Genomic DNA, 16,790 nt, shown 5'->3' with positions numbered 1-16,790 from the left:
CAGTCATGAAGGCAACATAGTCAAATACAAACTCAATCATACTAAAATGTCCCTGCATGTATACTTGATACATGCAATTTAGCATGGCTATTTCTTAACGATGAATCAGTAATAATTAAACCGTCTACCTTTAATTCGAAGCGTTACAGAACGGCTGACAAATCATTCAGTATCCTAAGATATTTTCTCTCTGAGTTTCACAGTTGATGCTGCGCCGCCCATTGACTGTATTTATATACAGTATCATTACGTTCACGGACTAAACCCCAACAACATCAAAAAACACTAGTTACCAGATAACCCAAGACCAAAGACCCGAAGTTCGTTAAGCGACATGTTTAATACAACGAAATCTATTTTCTTGCAGCATGGTGATTATCAAATTCAGACTAAAAACTTCCTTGTTTATACCTCTTGCTATCCAAACGCTCAGCTTAGTGTTGCGGTCACAACTCACTTTCAGTGACATTGTCACGATATGAGTATTTAAATACGATTCAGGCCAATCCGCTCAAAAAGCAAATGATTCCATCTTCCTATCTGCTGACTTTCGCAAGCTACAACGAACTTTGTCTCTTTATTACACTGAAATTTTCAGCATAAGTTATCTACAGCATAAAATACTAATCAAATAATCAGTGACATCGTCAATGTAAAACCCTGCCACACACAGAAATCGTAAGTAATTGAAAATATTAGTTAAGTGCAAATTCACCTATATTTTGGCCCAACTCTTTTGAAGAGCTTAACCACCCATTTCACTCGTTGAGCTGATTATATTGACCTAAACATAGTTAGTTATAGTGCATTAGAGACATAAAAAACAAGAGCATTACTGCTCTTGATCTTTTTTAAACTCTTTACGAATATCTTCTGCAACTTGCTTAATGGCTTGTGCAGTGCTCATGCCATTGGCCATCAATTCTTGAATTCGCTCAACCGCTTTTTGCTGCTCTTCGTGTGTCAGTGGGGGTAAATCGTCAAACATAGTTGTTCCTTCCGTTCTGCCCTACTCGTCTGTGTAGTCGACAGTCTTACTAATTACGCGCTTGTCCTGAAATAAAATTGGACCTTGCCATTGAGATTGTGTCATCGATACGCTCACCACATAACGGTCTGGTGGTACCGCATTGGCGGGTAGTCTAACAGGATAGATAGATTCATACGACTTATTCCAGACCGTATTGTATTTACCGTCTTTGTAGTCATAAACTGTGACTTTTTGAACTGGCAGTGGGCAATATCGGTTGAGCAAGCGTTTTTTATCGACTACCCAGCTGTCCTGAGAATCCCAACGGACGACATGTACAGGATCAGGATCGTTCATGATCAACCAATGTGTCCACTGCCGCTGGGTGTTATCTTCTAAAACAAGTTGGTACAAGCCCGACTTTATCGGTTTATTTAAACTGTACGTCGCTTCGGTATGCTGCAAAGTACGTTTGTCGTCATTGGTTTCTTCATAAGAACGTTGGTCAATTACGTTTTTAGATATCGTCAAATCTGGCCACGCCTTTAATTCAACCGAAACTAAAGGTTTGTCAGTGAGAATATCTAACGCTAACTTATTGGATAAACGCCCTGGTCGCTGCACAGCAATTTTCTCAATAGTGATCGAGTCAATCCAAGTTGGAAACCCTTCGGCTATCAAGCTTTTGCCGCAATCTTTTTCTGTGGCTTGTTTTAACAACGCATCCATGTGCGATGCTAAACGGTCGGTAGATTCTTGCTGCCACACTTGAACCATGAGCTCATACATACCATTGAGATCATCTTCCAAGAGTTTTTGATGCATTTGAGTGACGATATTATTTTCTTCAAACCACTGCGCATTCGCTGGTGCAGGAACAACCAGTGGCATTAACAATAACGTCGCTAAAATTGGCTTCATTAGCTTTTCATCTTATAACCAACGCCACGCAACGTTTCAATATCGATACCCGGCAGTTTTTGACGCAATTGCAATACGTGAGTATCTACGGTGCGCGTTGTAGGAAAATGATTATAGCCCCATACGTGATCCAACAGCTCATCACGAGTAAACACACGCCCAAGGTTACTCGCCAAGAACATCAGCAAGTCAAACTCAGTACGAGTCAATGAAATACTTTCATTGTGGAAATAGACTTCGCGCGTCGCTTTGTCTATCACAAGACTATTCGTAATGACTTTAGAATCATCAAACTGAGATTCACCGTCCACCACACGTAAATTTGCGCGAATGCGAGCAAAAAGTTCGGCTTCTGCAAATGGTTTTGTTAAATAATCATTCGCACCCGCATCAAGCCCTGACACTTTATCTTTAACCGTTACTAACGCGGTAAGTAAAATGACGGGCACCGATTTAATGGCTTTCCACTCAGCAAGGTGAGAAATAGAATCACCATCAGGCAATTGTCGATCTAAAATCACTAGATCCGCTTTCGACCATAGCTTGGTCGTTTCAGCAATAGTTTCAGAATGTAGACATGTATAACCCGCTTGCTCTAAGCTTACTAGCAGGCCATCAGCCAAGTTTTTATCATCTTCAACGAGTAGTAGCGTCTGTTCCACAAGGGATCTCCATTACAAATTTTGTTGGAGGGCCAGCTAACTTCATCTTGCCCCCCATTCTTCCCACCATAGATTCCACTATGGTCAAGCCTAAGCCTAACCCAGCTTCACTGACAAAAGGCTTACGCAAGCGCTTCCAATCTTTGGCGCTAAGCTTGCCCTCATCTTGAACCTCAATGGTGAGCGTATCGTTACTTCTATGCACATAAAGTTGAACTTTACCCACACCGTACTTTATCGCGTTATTAACTAGGTTATCGATACACGTACCTAGCCAATAAATATTAATCTGAACCTCGATGTCTTTATCAAGCTTGAGTTCAACATCACCAGAGTAATTTTCAACTTTATATTCAAGCCACTCTTGCATCGAGGGTAAATGTTCGGTTGCTAGCGCTTGATTATCCGACTGCAAATAATCTTTACTCGCCTCAGCTAACTGACGTAGCCTTCTTGAGTCTTCACATAAGCGTCTAAATTCGTCGTATACAGACTCAGGTAAGTGTTCAAATTCACGGCGAAAACCTTCAACTGTCATAGATAAACTGGCAATCGGCGTGCGTAATTCATGGGTCAATATCTGCAATATTAACATGCGACTGCGCATTTCTTCACGCTTACTGTTCCACCGATAAATTGACCAACCGACAATAAGTGTGACGTTTAAGAACACTAAGACATAGACTAAGTTCTTGATAAGGTGGCTATTGTCGTGTTGTTTCCAGCAAATGTTACCTCGCTCGAAAAAACATTCACTCACTTGAGAAACCGGCATAAAACTCAGCTCAGCTTGTTTAGCATTTTGTTCTAAGATTTTGATATCAAAGACAAAGTAGCTGTCACCTTTTCTTAGCCAAAATTCCTTATCTTGTAAAAACATTGGCGCACCCGATAACAATGAAGCAATGCCATCGCTGTGCATCACCTGTAATCGCCCTAACAATGAACTGGGATCCGCCAACTTGCGCTCACTAATATGCATGTAAGGTTCAAGCTCTTTCGTGCGTTCTGGGTGTGCTTTTACATATCGAGCAGCGTAAGTGCCCCCACCTGGGTGAATGGGATTGGAGCGAGCAAACCACTTTAACGGCAATTGTGTGCCGCGACACATAGCTCGAGTAAAGACTAAAGGCTCTGTCACGGTTGGACTAAGCGGTAATTTGCTTTTACAGGTTTGCTCCAAACGATAAAGCAGCTGAATGTCCTTTAGCGGATATTTGCTGGTTTGAGGCAACATAGAATGTGGATCAATCAAAGCGGTTGGAAAATCAGCTTGAATCACCTGCATATCGTACACATCTTTAGCCTCTTTAAAGACGAACAATCCCACCAAAGCATCTAATCTTTGGGGCAGTGTTTTCGCCATTAATACAGGGCTTACTAACAGTAAGCTGATGAATAGAAGTAAAGTTCTCAAAGAGTACAACATGTTTTAACTAGAATGGTTTCACTATACTCCCAAACCGTCATGCGTTCCAAATCCAACACCAATATTGACAACGAAATGACAGATCTCTACCTAAACCACACAAAAATCGAACGGTTTTTACACAATACTTTCCATACAGAGATGATATGGTTGATTGGTTAGTTATTTAGGGGCTCAATTGAAACAGATGTTTAATGAACAATAAAAAAATCCGATAAACAAAGTTTATCGGATTTTTAGCAAACTCAGCTTTAATACACAGCGATAAACGCTAATGTCGGCTTATGTTTTCTCATTTAGCTCATTAAAGATGCTCAATAATCTTCATACACGACTCTTTCGCGTCGCCAAACAGCATCGAAGAATTCTCTTTAAAGAACAATGGGTTTTGTACGCCCGCGTAACCTGTATTCATTGAACGTTTGAACACCACCACGTTTTGCGCGTTCCATACTTCAAGTACAGGCATGCCTGCAATTGGGCTTGTTGGATCGTCAAGTGCGGCTGGGTTTACGGTGTCGTTTGCGCCGATAACAAGCACGGTATCCGTTTCAGGGAAGTCGTCGTTGATTTCGTCCATTTCTAAAACGATATCGTACGGCACTTTTGCTTCAGCAAGCAGTACGTTCATGTGTCCTGGTAGACGACCCGCTACTGGGTGAATACCAAAACGAACCTCAATGCCTTGCGCGCGAAGCTTTTCAGTAATTTCGTGCACTGGGTATTGCGCTTGCGCTACGGCCATGCCGTATCCCGGAGTGATGATTACTGACTTCGAGTTTTTCAGCATCTCAGCCACTTCTTCAGCGCTGGATTCTCTGTGCTCTCCCTGCTCTTCATCACCAGTAGAGACTGCAACTTCTTGACCAAAGCCACCTGCGATGACACTGATAAATGAGCGGTTCATTGCCTTACACATGATGTAGGACAGAATGGCACCCGAAGAACCCACCAATGCACCCGTTACAATCAATAGATCGTTAGCGAGCATGAAACCTGCTGCTGCTGCGGCCCAACCAGAGTATGAGTTCAGCATGGACACAACCACTGGCATATCTGCGCCGCCAATTGACGCTACCAAGTGATAGCCAAAAGCAAATGCAATTAGCGTCATCAAGAACAGTGGCAATAAGCCGCCGTCGCTACCTAAGTACCATTTCATTAGCAAAGCTGAGACAACAATGGCTGCCAAGTTGAGCTTGTGCTTATGCGGTAGGTTTAAAGGGGATGATGAAATCACGCCGCGCAATTTACCAAAGGCGACGATGGAACCGGTAAAGGTTACCGCACCAATAAATACACCGATATACACTTCAACTAAGTGAATCATATGCTCAGCGTGAGTGGTTAAAATTGGCGCGTCAATAAGGCTATTGTAACCCACTAACACTGCGGCCATGCCCACAAAACTGTGTAGGATTGCCACCAATTCTGGCATTTCGGTCATTTCCACTTTTCGAGCTAAGTGAATACCAATACCACCACCGATCACCATGGCTAACAGAATCCACGCGATGCCGCTAGAGTGTGGACCGAAGATAGTCGCAAGTAAGGCAATCGCCATACCTGCAATACCGTAGTAATTACCTGCACGCGCACTTTCCTGTTTAGAAAGCCCCGCCAGACTCATGATAAAAAAGACAGCAGCAATAATATATGCGGCTTGAACTAATCCTGCAGACATTCGTTACTCCTTAGTCTTTACGGAACATTTCTAGCATACGCTTAGTGACCGTAAAGCCACCGAAGATATTGATACTAGCAATTAATACAGCGATAAATGCAAGGAAGGTCACGACGCCATCCCCTTGCCCAACTTGGAGCAACGCGCCCACAATGATAATGCCTGAGATGGCATTCGTTACCGACATAAGTGGCGTGTGCAATGCGTGTGTTACGTTCCAAACTACGTAGTAGCCGACAATACATGCCAACACAAATACAGTGAAGTGCGCTAAAAATGCCGCTGGAGCCACAGATGCAACCCAAGCAAATGCGCCAACACCTACCGCCAATCCAATCAGTTTTTTCACTGGAGAGGTAGGCTCTTCAACTTTAGGTTCTGCTTTAGCTGGCGCAGCTTTAGGAGCGGCTTGAGGCTGAGCTGAAACTTGAATTGGTGGCGCAGGCCAAGTGACTTCACCTTCTTTAACTACAGTAACGCCGCGCAGTACAACATCTTCAAAATCGATGTTGATGGTGCCGTCTTTCTCTTTACAAAGCAGTTTTAGAAGATTGACAAGGTTGGTGCCGTAAAGCTGTGAAGACTGAGTTGGCAGGCGACCTACCATGTCGGTATAACCAATGACTTTTACGCCATTTGCCGTAGTTACCACTTTATCGGCTTCGGTGTAAGCACAGTTACCGCCGTTTGCCGCGGCAAGATCGACAATCACGCTACCCGCTTTCATGCTATCAACCATTTCTTTGGTGATAAGCTTAGGCGCTGGACGACCTGGGATAAGCGCGGTTGTGACTATGATATCAACGTCTTTCGCTTGAGCAGCATACAGCTCTTCAGCTTTTTTGTTGAACTCATCTGACATTTCTTTCGCGTAACCATCACCGGCGCCCGTATCTTCTTGGAAATCCACTTCCAAGAACTCTGCGCCCATTGATTCCACTTGTTCTTTTACTTCAGGACGAACGTCAAACGAGCGTACAATCGCGCCAAGGCTACCAGCGGCGCCAATCGCCGCAAGGCCGGCAACGCCTGCACCTGCTACTAAGACTTTAGCTGGCGGCACTTTACCGGCAGCGGTAATTTGTCCGGTGAAGAAACGTCCAAACTCATGCGCCGCTTCGACCACGGCGCGGTAGCCTGCAATATTGGCCATTGAGCTCAATGCATCTAGCGCTTGCGCACGTGAAATACGTGGCACGGAGTCCATCGCCATTACGTTGATGTTTTTGCTGGAAAGCTTTTCCATCAATTCTGGGTTCTGCGCTGGCCAAATAAAGCTGACTAAACTTGCTCCATCTTTCAACAGTTCAATCTCATCATCTGATGGTGCGTTGACCTTCAAAATCAGATCAGCATTCCATACCGTACTGTGGTCAACAACGGTTGCCCCAGACGCTACAAACGCTTGATTATCAAAACTGGCTAACGCGCCCGCTTCCTCTTCTATTGAGACTTCAAATCCCAATTTTATCAGCTGCTCCACCGTTTTAGGTGTGGCGGCTACTCGTGTTTCACCCGCGAGACTTTCTCTAGGTACACCAATCTGCATAGCTATTCCCTACTATTGGCACAAATTAAAAATACAAAATAAAAAATCTTGGCTCGACTGCCTTGTCGTTTGGCAGAAACGTTCTCAAGCAATAACAAAAAGTTATCATTAATATCAGCTATAAAACAACCGCTTGTTGCCTTACAAACCACTCATCAGACTAGATGCTGACATTACTTATCAAAAATGGACTCACCCATTTGATCGATAAACATCTGGGCTTTCTTAATCATTAATTCATTGGCATCCGCTTTGTTGCCAAGTACATCTGAACGAATAAAGCGATGCGTTTTCACTGAATCACCTTCTCCACTCGTAATGCGTCCAGCAATCCGAAACAAACCACCTTCGGCAATCGGTTCTGCATAAATTAAAAACGTCTTGTATTCCACAGGTTCAATAATTTCTTGCTTTTTATTATCTGATGAACCAAAAAGACGACTAAACCAACCCATAAACTCTCCAAAAATCTTAGACTTACTGCTACTAAATCTATGTTAAACGGCGTTTAAAGGCGAGTACTATTCGTCAGAAATTGTCGTTATACATCACACGCTTATGCGATTTAAAAGACAAACGGAGAAAATGTACGATAAGAAACACAAAATGAAGAAAATAATGAAATGATATTAGTGGCAAAGAAGCACACATTCGTGCTTGGTGGTTTTAAGGAAAATAATGGAGCTAAGGATTAGAAAGTACAGATTGTAGAGTGTGGTTAATGCTCATTGATCAAAAATACTAACGTGCCCCCTTTTAAACTGCTGCCGTAGTTTATGTTTAACCCCAAACCAATATTATCAATATAGTCTGCTAAAAACGGAACCGACATTAACCAACCCGCACTCCACTCGTAGTAGTTACTTGTGCCCATTGGATCTTCAAGATCGCCCCCCACGTCAATGCGACGCAGACTCGTGAATACGGTTTGTCCATAACCGCCTAAGTGACCAATGTCGTAAAAACCTTTCACACCATTAATCCAATACCAACCACCAGGATTTCCCACATTGCCCCCATTGGCTTCTCCCCAGCCAATGCCATAGAAAAACTTAAGTTCGGTAAACGTTTCCCAATGTCCCCAACTTTGTGGCTTAGTATAATGCAGCTCTATATTTGGCTTAACGGTAAACGCCCACGCATCGGTATTAAAGGCACGACCATCGAGCTCATCTCTAAAAAACTCGCTGAATGAGTTCCGATAAGTGTACTTGTTGCGGTAGTACATGAGGTTACTGCCAATGCCCGTATTTAAGCTAAAATTCTTACTCAGGGGGAAACTAGCGCCGTATTTGGTGGCAACAATGAAGTTTTGTTCACGACTGCTGTCCTTGGGTTCTAGAGGATCATCACCATACGAGATATTACGCTTTGTTTCGATGAACGAACCTATAAACGTTAGATCTTGCTTGATAAACTCGCCATCAGATAAAGGAACATCTTGTAATTTTACGGTGTAAGGGATGGTGTAAGCTGCAATTTGCTTACGCAGTGCTAAGGATTCTTCACTGCCAATATTATCGTTGTTGTCTGTTAAAAAGTTATTAGGGTCAAAATCTTGAAAGCCAAAAGAGATCGCTTCACTATCACTAAGCAATACCGCTGTTGCAAAGTTTTCCTCTAGTATTTCACGCAATACTTCATCTGCATGTGCTGAAGCTGTCAGAAACAACGCAATAAGGCATAGTAAACAACGATTCAAAGCTCCTCCGTAAATACACGACAATCCATTACTCTAAACAATAGCCAGTTTACTTCATGCTTTCACTAATTATTTGAGCTTCTGCATTGTTTTTTATTTAAATTTCTTAAAATTTGATTCTGAAAAATGAAAGTATGAGCATACAAAACGACAGCATAAGGTGCTTTTTTAGACAAAAAATCCGTTACTTCAAGCGCAAAACGAATCAGATGACGATTTATCCTAGTTTCATCACTCAATAGAGCTGAATAGTTTGACATTTCCGCGTAACTTTTTACGATGAAAACACCACTACAACTAGGTATGTACTTATGTCAGAAATAATTGAAGATCAAACCATCGATCTAAGTGAAGTTTCAGCGGAATTACGCCAGGTTATCGAATTCGATGAAGTGCCTGAGCAAATGTTCCAAATGGTTGTTTCCATACATGAGGCCGGTGAAGAAGAAGTGCGTAAAGCATGGGATGAACTCCCAGCCAGCGCGCAAAATGTTGTCGATAACTTTGAGCAGTTTCATGCGCTCACTTCGGTAAGTCAATCATTTGCAGGTGTAGGACTACTAGAAGAGTTCCCTACGCTGAATATTCCTGAAAACATGACCGAAGAAGAGACCAATAACTATAAAGCGCAGTTGCTAGACCAAGTGCTATTCAACTGCATTAAAGATATGGTCAAACAAATGAAAAAAGCACGCCGAGATCCTATCTTAAAGCGTGACTTTAATAATGTGTTCCTAAAAAACTAAATCTAGAATACCGAAACACATATAATCATTAGCCCTAGTTGGATACCACTAGGGCTTTTTACTTTTTACCTTGTACGAGACAGCACGCTCAAAACTCAACTTCCTTAATGGGAGGCCAAATTTTGCTGTGTAAAGCTAACTCCTTTCACCTGCGCGTATGCATGACAGCCTTGCGTTAAATTGAGCTCTTCTGTTGCCCACTGCGTTAAAGTTGACTTTAACATCAAGGTGTTGCTTAGCTGCAATGTAATTAAATTAGAGTGGGCATTAATGGCTTTGATCTCAGAGATCGTCACGGGGATTTTATTTCGAATAGAGCTCGCCGCATCACGTGACAATGTCACTGACACATCCTGAGCATCAATTCGAATTCGCACGCACTGACCCACTTTATCCTCTAATCCTTGGTCAGGTACCCATAACCAATGATCCGCAACTTTCATTTTGCGCATTGCATAGTGTTCATGTCGCTCAGCCACTTTGGCGTTGAGCAGCGTGCTGTGACGTTCTCCTTCTTGCCATAAAGAGAGCGTGCCGCTGTTCCATACCGTTTCGACATCACCAAAATCGACCACTTTACCCGATTCCAATACCAGTAAATGATCCGCTAAATGCATCACCTCTTCTAGGCTGTGCGTCACATAGACTATTGGGATTTCAATCTTTGCCGATAGCTGATTAAGATATTGAATCACTTCTCTTTTTCGCGGAATATCTAAACTTGCAAGCGGCTCATCCATGAGTAACAACTGTGGCTCACTGAGCAGTGCCCGAGCAATCGCTACTCGTTGCTTTTCACCGCCGCTTAACGTATTTGGCTTCGCCGTTAAAAGATGATCAATACCTAACAGCGCGGTAAGTTCATTTAAAAACGTGTTTGAGCTGCGCTTAGGTGCACCAAATAGCAGATTTTCTTTGATAGAAAGATGGGGAAACAAGCGCGCGTCTTGAAAAACCATCGCTACTTTACGCTTCCATACGGGAAGGTGAATATTCTTCTGCGTATCTAACATGGTCAATCGATTTAATTTCACATGTCCAGATTGAGGATGCAATAAGCCAGAGAGCACATTTAATAACGTCGATTTGCCACTACCCGAACGCCCAAAAACCGCAGTGACGCCTTTCGCTGGCAGTTGACACTGAATTGCAAAATCTTGACTGTCAAATCGATGGGTAAAAGAAAATTGCAATGTCATTCAATCAACCCCAATTTTTGCTGAGAGCGACGAGACATCCATTCACTCAAAAATAGTGATATCAATGCAATCACGATTGCAATAATACAAAGGCGCATCGCTGCAAATTCTGCGCCCGGTGTTTCAAGAAAGCTGAACATCGCCAAAGGAATGGTTTGAGTTTCACCAGGAATGTTAGACACAAAGGTAATAGTCGCGCCAAATTCACCCAAACTGCGCGCAAACGCTAGTACCAAACCCGAAATAATCCCCGGCATAATCAGTGGTAGCGTTATGCGCTTAAAGACCATAAAAGGATTCGCGCCTAACGTCATCGCCGCCTCTTCAAGTTTGCTGTCGACGGATAAGATACTTAGGCGTATCGAGCGTACCATCAAAGGCAATGCCACTACTGCTGACGCCAGCGCCGCTCCCTTCCAGCTAAATGAGAAATCAATGCCTAGCGAAGCCTCCAACCATCGACCTATTGCGCCTTGTTTACCAAACAGGATCAATAAAACATAGCCAATAACCACCGGCGGTAACACCAAAGGAAGATGAATTAGACCATCCAGTAAGCTTTTGCCATAAAAGTCTTTCTTGGCCAATAACCAAGCGAGGGCTACCCCTAAAGGAAGGATGGAAAAACTGGCAACAAATGCCACCTTTAAGCTCAGAATAAGTGCAATGGATTCGATCTCGGTAAGCATGAGTGTCCTCTAATTCAATGCTCTAATCTGTTATGGCTGCTTAGTTCGCGGATATCTGCGGGCTTGAACTAAATCCAAGCTCAGCTAAAACCCCTTCCATCGGTTTCGCCTGCATCATTTGATATACCTGACTGGCACTGCTTTTATTGGTCAACAACAACATTGGGTATTGGATTGGCGCATAATGCTGAGGTGAAATATTGGCAAGCACCTTCACTTTCTTTGATTGCTTCGCATCCGTCGCATAGACGATACCAACCGGCACTTGTCTACGCTCTACCATCGCAAGTACTGCGCGAGTATTTTTCATTGGTGCGGTGCGTGTTGATAATGATGACCATACACCTAATGACAACAGCGCTTCTTTTGCGTATATACCAACTGGAACGGTGTTTGTTTCACCTAACGCTATCCTACCTTTACCTATCCTATTCTGCCAAACCGAAGGTTCTGAAAGTGTCGACATAAGCGGTAAATCTTCACCACTTATGACCACCAGCTGATTCCCCGCAATAATATGAGACGGTTGAACACCTTTATGTTGCTGCTGCTCTAGATAGTTCATCCACTGAGTATTTGCAGAAATGAAGATATCGGCGGGAGCACCATTGGCGATCTGTCGAGATAACGAGGAGGAAGAGCCAAACACGCCTTTAACTTTGATATTGTATTTTGCGGCAAGCTGAGTCAAATTTTGCACCACTTGCGTCATTGATGAAGCAGCGTAAACGTAGACTGTTTGCTCTGAATGGGCAAACGCATGACAAGAAAAGGTCAGCAATAGAAGAGTAAGGTAACGATACATAACAAGCTTATAGTAAAGGTGCCCGCTTGGGCACCAAATCGGATTTACTTGCTCACTTTAGGCTGCACATAGTGTCGACTGACATCAACAATGGCAACGTCGCGAACAAAGCTGCGCCCAAGTAGCACAGGGAAATCAAGGTGCGAACGATCCACTAAAGTAAACTCGGTTTTTTCTTTTAGATCAGAAAGTTGAATCCATATTGAGACCACAGGACGTTTGTCCGTATCCTCAGTGCTCGATTGCTTAATTTTAGCAAACCGAACCACAGGCAAACTGATCTCTTTACCCACTTTACCGTTGTGCGACGGTTTAAACTTCACCCATTGTGCGCCATCGCGTTCAAACTGCTTTATCTCAACAGCAGACAGCGACGATGTGGTTGCTCCAGAATCAATACGCGCTTTCACCGTCGATTTAAATTCTGGGAAATAAATCCACTCTCTTTCACCAAGAATCAATTTACCGTCTGCGGTTTTAGTGGGTGCAGGAGCTGGCTTGACTTCCTTTTCTTCCGGCTCGGTTTTCGGTTCTTGTTTTTCTACAACCTCTTCAATCGCCTCTTCAGGCTCTTGTTCCATGACAGGTTGTTCAAACTTTACCTCTTGCTCTTGATCTTGCTTAGGCGGAGCCGTTGTAGAACATGCTGTCATGGCACTTGTTGCGAGCACGATACTTAAAATTTTCCAATGTTTCATCCTATCCACCTGTACAATTTTAGTTTGTTATATTTTTAGTTGCTCAGTCGCACATTAACGCACCGCCGCAATTGATGATGCGACATACGCTAAATCTTTTTCTCTTAGTCCGGCAATGTTAATACGTCCATCATCAACACCGTACACACCAAACTCTTCACGCAATCGAAGCATTTGCGAAGGCGCGAAACCTAACACGCTAAACATTCCTTTGTGTTGCTGAATAAAGTCAAAATCGTGCGAGCCTGTGCGCTCTACGAGCTCTGAACACAAGTTAGCACGTAAGTTAACCAAGCGTAGGCGCATTTGCTCTAGCTCTTGTTGCCATGCCGCTTTTAACTCATTGTCTAACAACACAGTTTTAACTATAGACGCACCATGAGCAGGAGGCATAGTATAAGTGGTTCTTGCCATCTGTAATAATTTGCCGCGCGCATTTGTGGCATGCGTTGCTTGATCCGCCACAATAATCGCACTGCCGGTTCTTTCTCGGTACAAACCGAAGTTTTTAGAACAAGAACTGGTCACAAGTAGCTCAGGTAAATTGCTTGCCATGTGCTGTACGCCAAACGCATCTTGCGCTAACCCATCACCAAAACCTTGATAAGCAATGTCGATAAATGGCAAGAAGCCGTTTCTTTGCGCTAATTCAGTCACGCTCTTCCACGCCTCTGGCGTTAAATCAGCGCCCGTTGGGTTATGACAACAGCCATGCAAAAGAACCACGTCTTTCGCTTTCACTTTTGCCAAATCTTCCAGCAATGCTGATGTATCAACTTGCTTAGTCGCCACATCAAAATAACGATAATGTTTAACTTTTAGACCCGCCGCTTCCATCACTGGTTGATGGTTTACATAGCTAGGATTACTCAGCCAAACCGTTGCGCCCGGGTTACTAAAGGCTATCAATTCAGCCAACATGCGTAGACCACCACTTGCGCCCGGAGTTTGAATTGAGCTAGCACGAGAAGCCACCGCAGCATCAGGTAATACAAGGCTTAATGCCGCAGCATTAAACTCTTCATCCCCTGCCATACCTACGTATGCCTTAGTCGTTTGCTGTTCAAGCACTCGCGCTTGCGCGGTAAGTACCGATTGCATGACCGGAGTGACACCGTCACTGTTTTTATAGACGCCAATACCAAGATCAACTTTATTATCACGTTGGTCTAAACGGTAAGCTTGAGAAAGAGACAGGATAGGATCCTGTTTAGGTGCAGTTAAGTTGGAGAACATGAAAGTCACAACCCTTTGAAATTCATTTGGATAGTGTCACGTTATCATTTGCGCGGAGAAATCGAAACTGTTAATCGGGGTTAAACTGGCTTGCTGGGGTAATTTATTGGATTTGAGGGGGGTTAGTGCCCAGCTCATTTGTGCTGTTGGAGTCTATTTACGTGACAAGTGAGAAACAGCTGATTTATTCCCTTTCATTGCCTTGCTATATTTTTATTCCGTAATTCACTATATTGCTATCAATTCAAAGAGGAACTCATGGTTAAGAATACAAATGCGACTTCAAAAGACGAAGAAACCAAACTTCATACCTTGCGCAACAGGCTAGTGCAAGGTGAGCAAAGCGAGATCGTTGATTATAGCTATGAGTCTTTAATTGAAGAGCTTGATAACGTAAAGATAAACATTGGTGATGTATAAGAGAAAATCACCGCAGATAGCCTAAAACAAGACACATAATTAACAACAACAATAATAATCAATAAAAATTGGATATAAGCAGTGCCCTATGAGAAAAAGGCCTACTGAAATTACTTACCCAGTCGGTTCCATTCTGGTTCAATACCCTTAACTATACTATCTTCCAAACCTGCCGCTAGATTGACATGAAACTCACCAAAGTAGAGAAGTCCATTATCTGGCAGAACAAATAGCTCCACACTAAGATTCGACTTTAATGCTTCAACGATTAATTTATTATTCTTGATATTGGTGCTCTGAGATGTCCCAGGTTTTTCATAACCGTACATGCGTTTTTTCAAGATCTGTGTTGTTTTACCAACATATTTAGGATTTCCAGCCACAACGAAACAATAAAGGACATTTTTAGAAAATGCCTCACTTTCAATATGAAGCGATGGCACCTCATTAACCAGACTCCAATCGCCAGCTTTCTTAAAACCTATTTGAATCAACTTATTTAACATCAATTTACCTATAACATCTAATTCATCGACTAAAACTTTTGGCCGAGAGTTTATCGATAAAACAAAAATATCGAGTGTTTTAGCTGTATTAAATTGAATGAATCAATACTCATTAAACTCGCAGAACACTCAAGAAACCATCATAATCCAGAGAGTTAAACGGTCGAACATCAGCAGTCTGCTTGAGCAATTTGCTAGACCCTCGATATCGCAGAAAACATCGCTACAAAGAAATATATAAACAGAGTCGCTTGAATTAATATTGCTCCACTTTGTACCTGCAAACTTCTCATTTGGCTAACATAAGCAATTTGAGGGTTATTCTTTTCTTTTTTAAAGTAGTGATTTGCAAGCCATCGAATGGGCTTAGGAAATAGAGCTAAATACTCTGAAATAATCCTTTCAATTCGCACACCTGTATCAAGTGAAATCCCCCAAAATTTCGCTCCCTCGTGAATTTTCACCTCTTCTTCACCATGAGCTTTCATATGTTCGCGGAATGTGTGCATAACGGTTTCACTGACTTCTTGAGCCATTTTGCAACGCATGCCCATTATTTTTCCAAATAGACCGAACACACATGAAATGCATAATATATAACCACCTTCTACAATAGCATTACGTCCAAGAAACTCTGAGATATTGTTAATATTTGCCAATAAGAAGGATGCAACTGCCCCCGTTGCCACGAGGAGCCAATTGTTTAAAGTATCTAAATTAGAAGTAGTTTTCAGTGTTGCTACAAACATGGATGCTACAATCGCATTTTCAGTATTTTCTTTTGCTAAATCATTCCACTTTCGTAGAGGCTTTGTTTTTTCTTCCTTGTCCATTTCTCCGCCTATTTAAAAAAGAAGCTTCAATTATCAATTAAGTAGCGATCAACTCTACTGCTCTTCCTAAACGATTGTACCTTAATCATTAAAGCTAAAAATATCGAACGTTACGAACCTGCTTGAATTACTCGTTATATTTCTATTTTTAATTTGATTAGAATCAAATAAGGGACAGATTATAAAATCTGTCCCTTAATAGGTCGTTTTGATAACAGACATCACTCAACATCTCATAACAAGACGCTAAGTAACCTGCAGGCGCTTAATCTAATGTAAAGCGGTGAATGACTTGGTTTGAGCTGCCTCGCCATTCTAAACGAGCGTCGGCTAAGTCTTTTTCAAACTTGCCATCAATCAAAGTATCTACGTAGTTGACCACTTGTTGTTGCTCTTCGCTAAGCTCGGCGAGAACGTAGCCGGTCCACATCCAGATATCCTTTCCGGGACACTCTTCTTTTACTCGCTTTACCAGCTTAAAGATTGCTTCAAGATTACCCGGATAAAGGGGATCGCCACCAGACAGTGACAGCCCTTTTCGCTTGATGCGGGTGTCGTTAAGATCAGCAATCACTTGGTCTTCCATTTCTTGGGTAAATAAATGCCCAGCACTCGGAGACCAAGTTGATTGATTGTAGCAGCCACGACATTGATGAATGCATCCCGAAACAAACAAGGTGCAGCGTGTTCCTAGCCCGTTGACCACGTCAACTGGGTAATAATTGTGGTAGTTCATCAATG

18 protein-coding genes are annotated in these 16,790 nt (G+C 42.7%); 2 read left to right on the top strand and 16 right to left on the bottom strand.

What is annotated here, in order from left to right; translation table 11 throughout:
• Positions 1-832: 832 nt before the first annotated feature.
• The 8 genes from VEZ01S_RS16535 to VEZ01S_RS08300 form a co-directional block, all read right to left on the bottom strand.
• Positions 833-988 carry a YoaH family protein gene (locus VEZ01S_RS16535; RefSeq protein ID WP_021713585.1) on the bottom strand — a complete coding sequence of 52 codons (156 nt, stop codon included), beginning with the start codon at positions 986-988 and terminating at the stop codon, positions 833-835.
• Positions 989-1,009: 21 nt separating this feature from the next.
• Entirely contained in the window at positions 1,010-1,891 is an 882-nt protein-coding gene (locus tag VEZ01S_RS08330; RefSeq protein WP_021713584.1) for a DUF2861 family protein, read from the bottom strand.
• A complete protein-coding gene (vxrB, locus tag VEZ01S_RS08325) occupies positions 1,891-2,553 on the bottom strand; it encodes a response regulator transcription factor VxrB (RefSeq protein ID WP_021713583.1) in 663 nt (220 codons plus the stop codon). The genes VEZ01S_RS08330 and vxrB overlap by 1 nt, the downstream gene beginning before the upstream one ends.
• Entirely contained in the window at positions 2,528-3,982 is a 1,455-nt protein-coding gene (gene vxrA / locus VEZ01S_RS08320; RefSeq protein ID WP_040890453.1) for a sensor histidine kinase VxrA, read from the bottom strand. The genes vxrB and vxrA overlap by 26 nt, the downstream gene beginning before the upstream one ends.
• A 304-nt stretch (positions 3,983-4,286) precedes the next feature.
• Entirely contained in the window at positions 4,287-5,666 is a 1,380-nt protein-coding gene (gene pntB, locus VEZ01S_RS08315; protein ID WP_021713581.1) for a Re/Si-specific NAD(P)(+) transhydrogenase subunit beta, read from the bottom strand.
• A 10-nt stretch (positions 5,667-5,676) separates the two neighbouring features.
• Complete coding sequence (pntA, locus tag VEZ01S_RS08310; protein WP_021713580.1) at positions 5,677-7,215, bottom strand: Re/Si-specific NAD(P)(+) transhydrogenase subunit alpha; 1,539 nt, start codon at positions 7,213-7,215, stop codon at positions 5,677-5,679.
• Between the two features lie 173 nt (positions 7,216-7,388).
• A complete protein-coding gene (locus VEZ01S_RS08305) occupies positions 7,389-7,670 on the bottom strand; it encodes an HlyU family transcriptional regulator (RefSeq protein WP_021713579.1) in 282 nt (93 codons plus the stop codon).
• 263 nt (positions 7,671-7,933) lie between these two features.
• The gene (locus VEZ01S_RS08300; RefSeq protein ID WP_021713578.1) at positions 7,934-8,917 is read right to left on the bottom strand and encodes a Solitary outer membrane autotransporter beta-barrel domain; all 984 of its coding nucleotides are present in this window, start codon (positions 8,915-8,917) and stop codon (positions 7,934-7,936) included.
• Positions 8,918-9,228: 311 nt separating this feature from the next.
• Between VEZ01S_RS08300 and VEZ01S_RS08295 the strand changes: the two genes are divergently transcribed.
• A complete protein-coding gene (locus VEZ01S_RS08295; protein WP_021713576.1) occupies positions 9,229-9,663 on the top strand; it encodes a DUF3069 domain-containing protein in 435 nt (144 codons plus the stop codon).
• A gap of 104 nt (positions 9,664-9,767) precedes the next feature.
• Here VEZ01S_RS08295 and modC read toward each other — a convergent pair whose 3' ends face one another.
• The 5 genes from modC to VEZ01S_RS08270 are packed head-to-tail and all read right to left on the bottom strand — an operon-like array spanning position 9,768 to position 14,290.
• Positions 9,768-10,862, bottom strand: coding sequence for a molybdenum ABC transporter ATP-binding protein ModC (gene modC, locus VEZ01S_RS08290; RefSeq protein WP_021713575.1), 1,095 nt, complete (start codon positions 10,860-10,862; stop codon positions 9,768-9,770).
• Entirely contained in the window at positions 10,859-11,551 is a 693-nt protein-coding gene (gene modB, locus VEZ01S_RS08285) for a molybdate ABC transporter permease subunit (RefSeq protein WP_021713574.1), read from the bottom strand. Before modB ends, modC begins: the two co-directional genes overlap by 4 nt.
• 40 nt (positions 11,552-11,591) lie before the next feature.
• A complete protein-coding gene (gene modA, locus VEZ01S_RS08280) occupies positions 11,592-12,356 on the bottom strand; it encodes a molybdate ABC transporter substrate-binding protein (RefSeq protein ID WP_021713573.1) in 765 nt (254 codons plus the stop codon).
• A 44-nt stretch (positions 12,357-12,400) separates the two neighbouring features.
• Entirely contained in the window at positions 12,401-13,054 is a 654-nt protein-coding gene (locus VEZ01S_RS08275; RefSeq protein ID WP_021713572.1) for an ATP-dependent zinc protease family protein, read from the bottom strand.
• 54 nt (positions 13,055-13,108) lie between these two features.
• Positions 13,109-14,290, bottom strand: a complete 1,182-nt coding sequence (locus VEZ01S_RS08270) for an amino acid aminotransferase (protein WP_021713571.1) — start codon at positions 14,288-14,290, stop codon at positions 13,109-13,111.
• Between the two features lie 258 nt (positions 14,291-14,548).
• On the opposite strand from VEZ01S_RS08270, the gene VEZ01S_RS16740 reads away from it, so the two are divergent.
• Positions 14,549-14,710, top strand: coding sequence for a type II toxin-antitoxin system ParD family antitoxin (locus tag VEZ01S_RS16740; RefSeq protein ID WP_021713570.1), 162 nt, complete (start codon positions 14,549-14,551; stop codon positions 14,708-14,710).
• Between the two features lie 110 nt (positions 14,711-14,820).
• On the opposite strand, the gene VEZ01S_RS08265 is transcribed toward VEZ01S_RS16740, so the two are convergent.
• The 3 genes from VEZ01S_RS08265 to nrdG all read right to left on the bottom strand — a co-directional run bounded on the left by VEZ01S_RS08265 (position 14,821) and on the right by nrdG (position 16,785).
• Positions 14,821-15,216 carry a GIY-YIG nuclease family protein gene (locus VEZ01S_RS08265; protein ID WP_021713569.1) on the bottom strand — a complete coding sequence of 132 codons (396 nt, stop codon included), beginning with the start codon at positions 15,214-15,216 and terminating at the stop codon, positions 14,821-14,823.
• Between the two features lie 194 nt (positions 15,217-15,410).
• Complete coding sequence (locus tag VEZ01S_RS08260; RefSeq protein WP_021713568.1) at positions 15,411-16,049, bottom strand: hypothetical protein; 639 nt, start codon at positions 16,047-16,049, stop codon at positions 15,411-15,413.
• A 265-nt stretch (positions 16,050-16,314) separates the two neighbouring features.
• Positions 16,315-16,785: an anaerobic ribonucleoside-triphosphate reductase-activating protein gene (gene nrdG, locus VEZ01S_RS08255; protein WP_021713567.1), complete on the bottom strand. Its 471-nt coding sequence runs from the start codon at positions 16,783-16,785 to the stop codon at positions 16,315-16,317.
• Positions 16,786-16,790: the final 5 nt, after the last annotated feature.

It is taken from the genome of Vibrio ezurae NBRC 102218, assembly GCF_000467185.1.
Classification (GTDB): Bacteria; Pseudomonadota; Gammaproteobacteria; order Enterobacterales; family Vibrionaceae; genus Vibrio; species Vibrio ezurae.
This window is presented reverse-complemented; position numbering and strand designations above follow the sequence as displayed.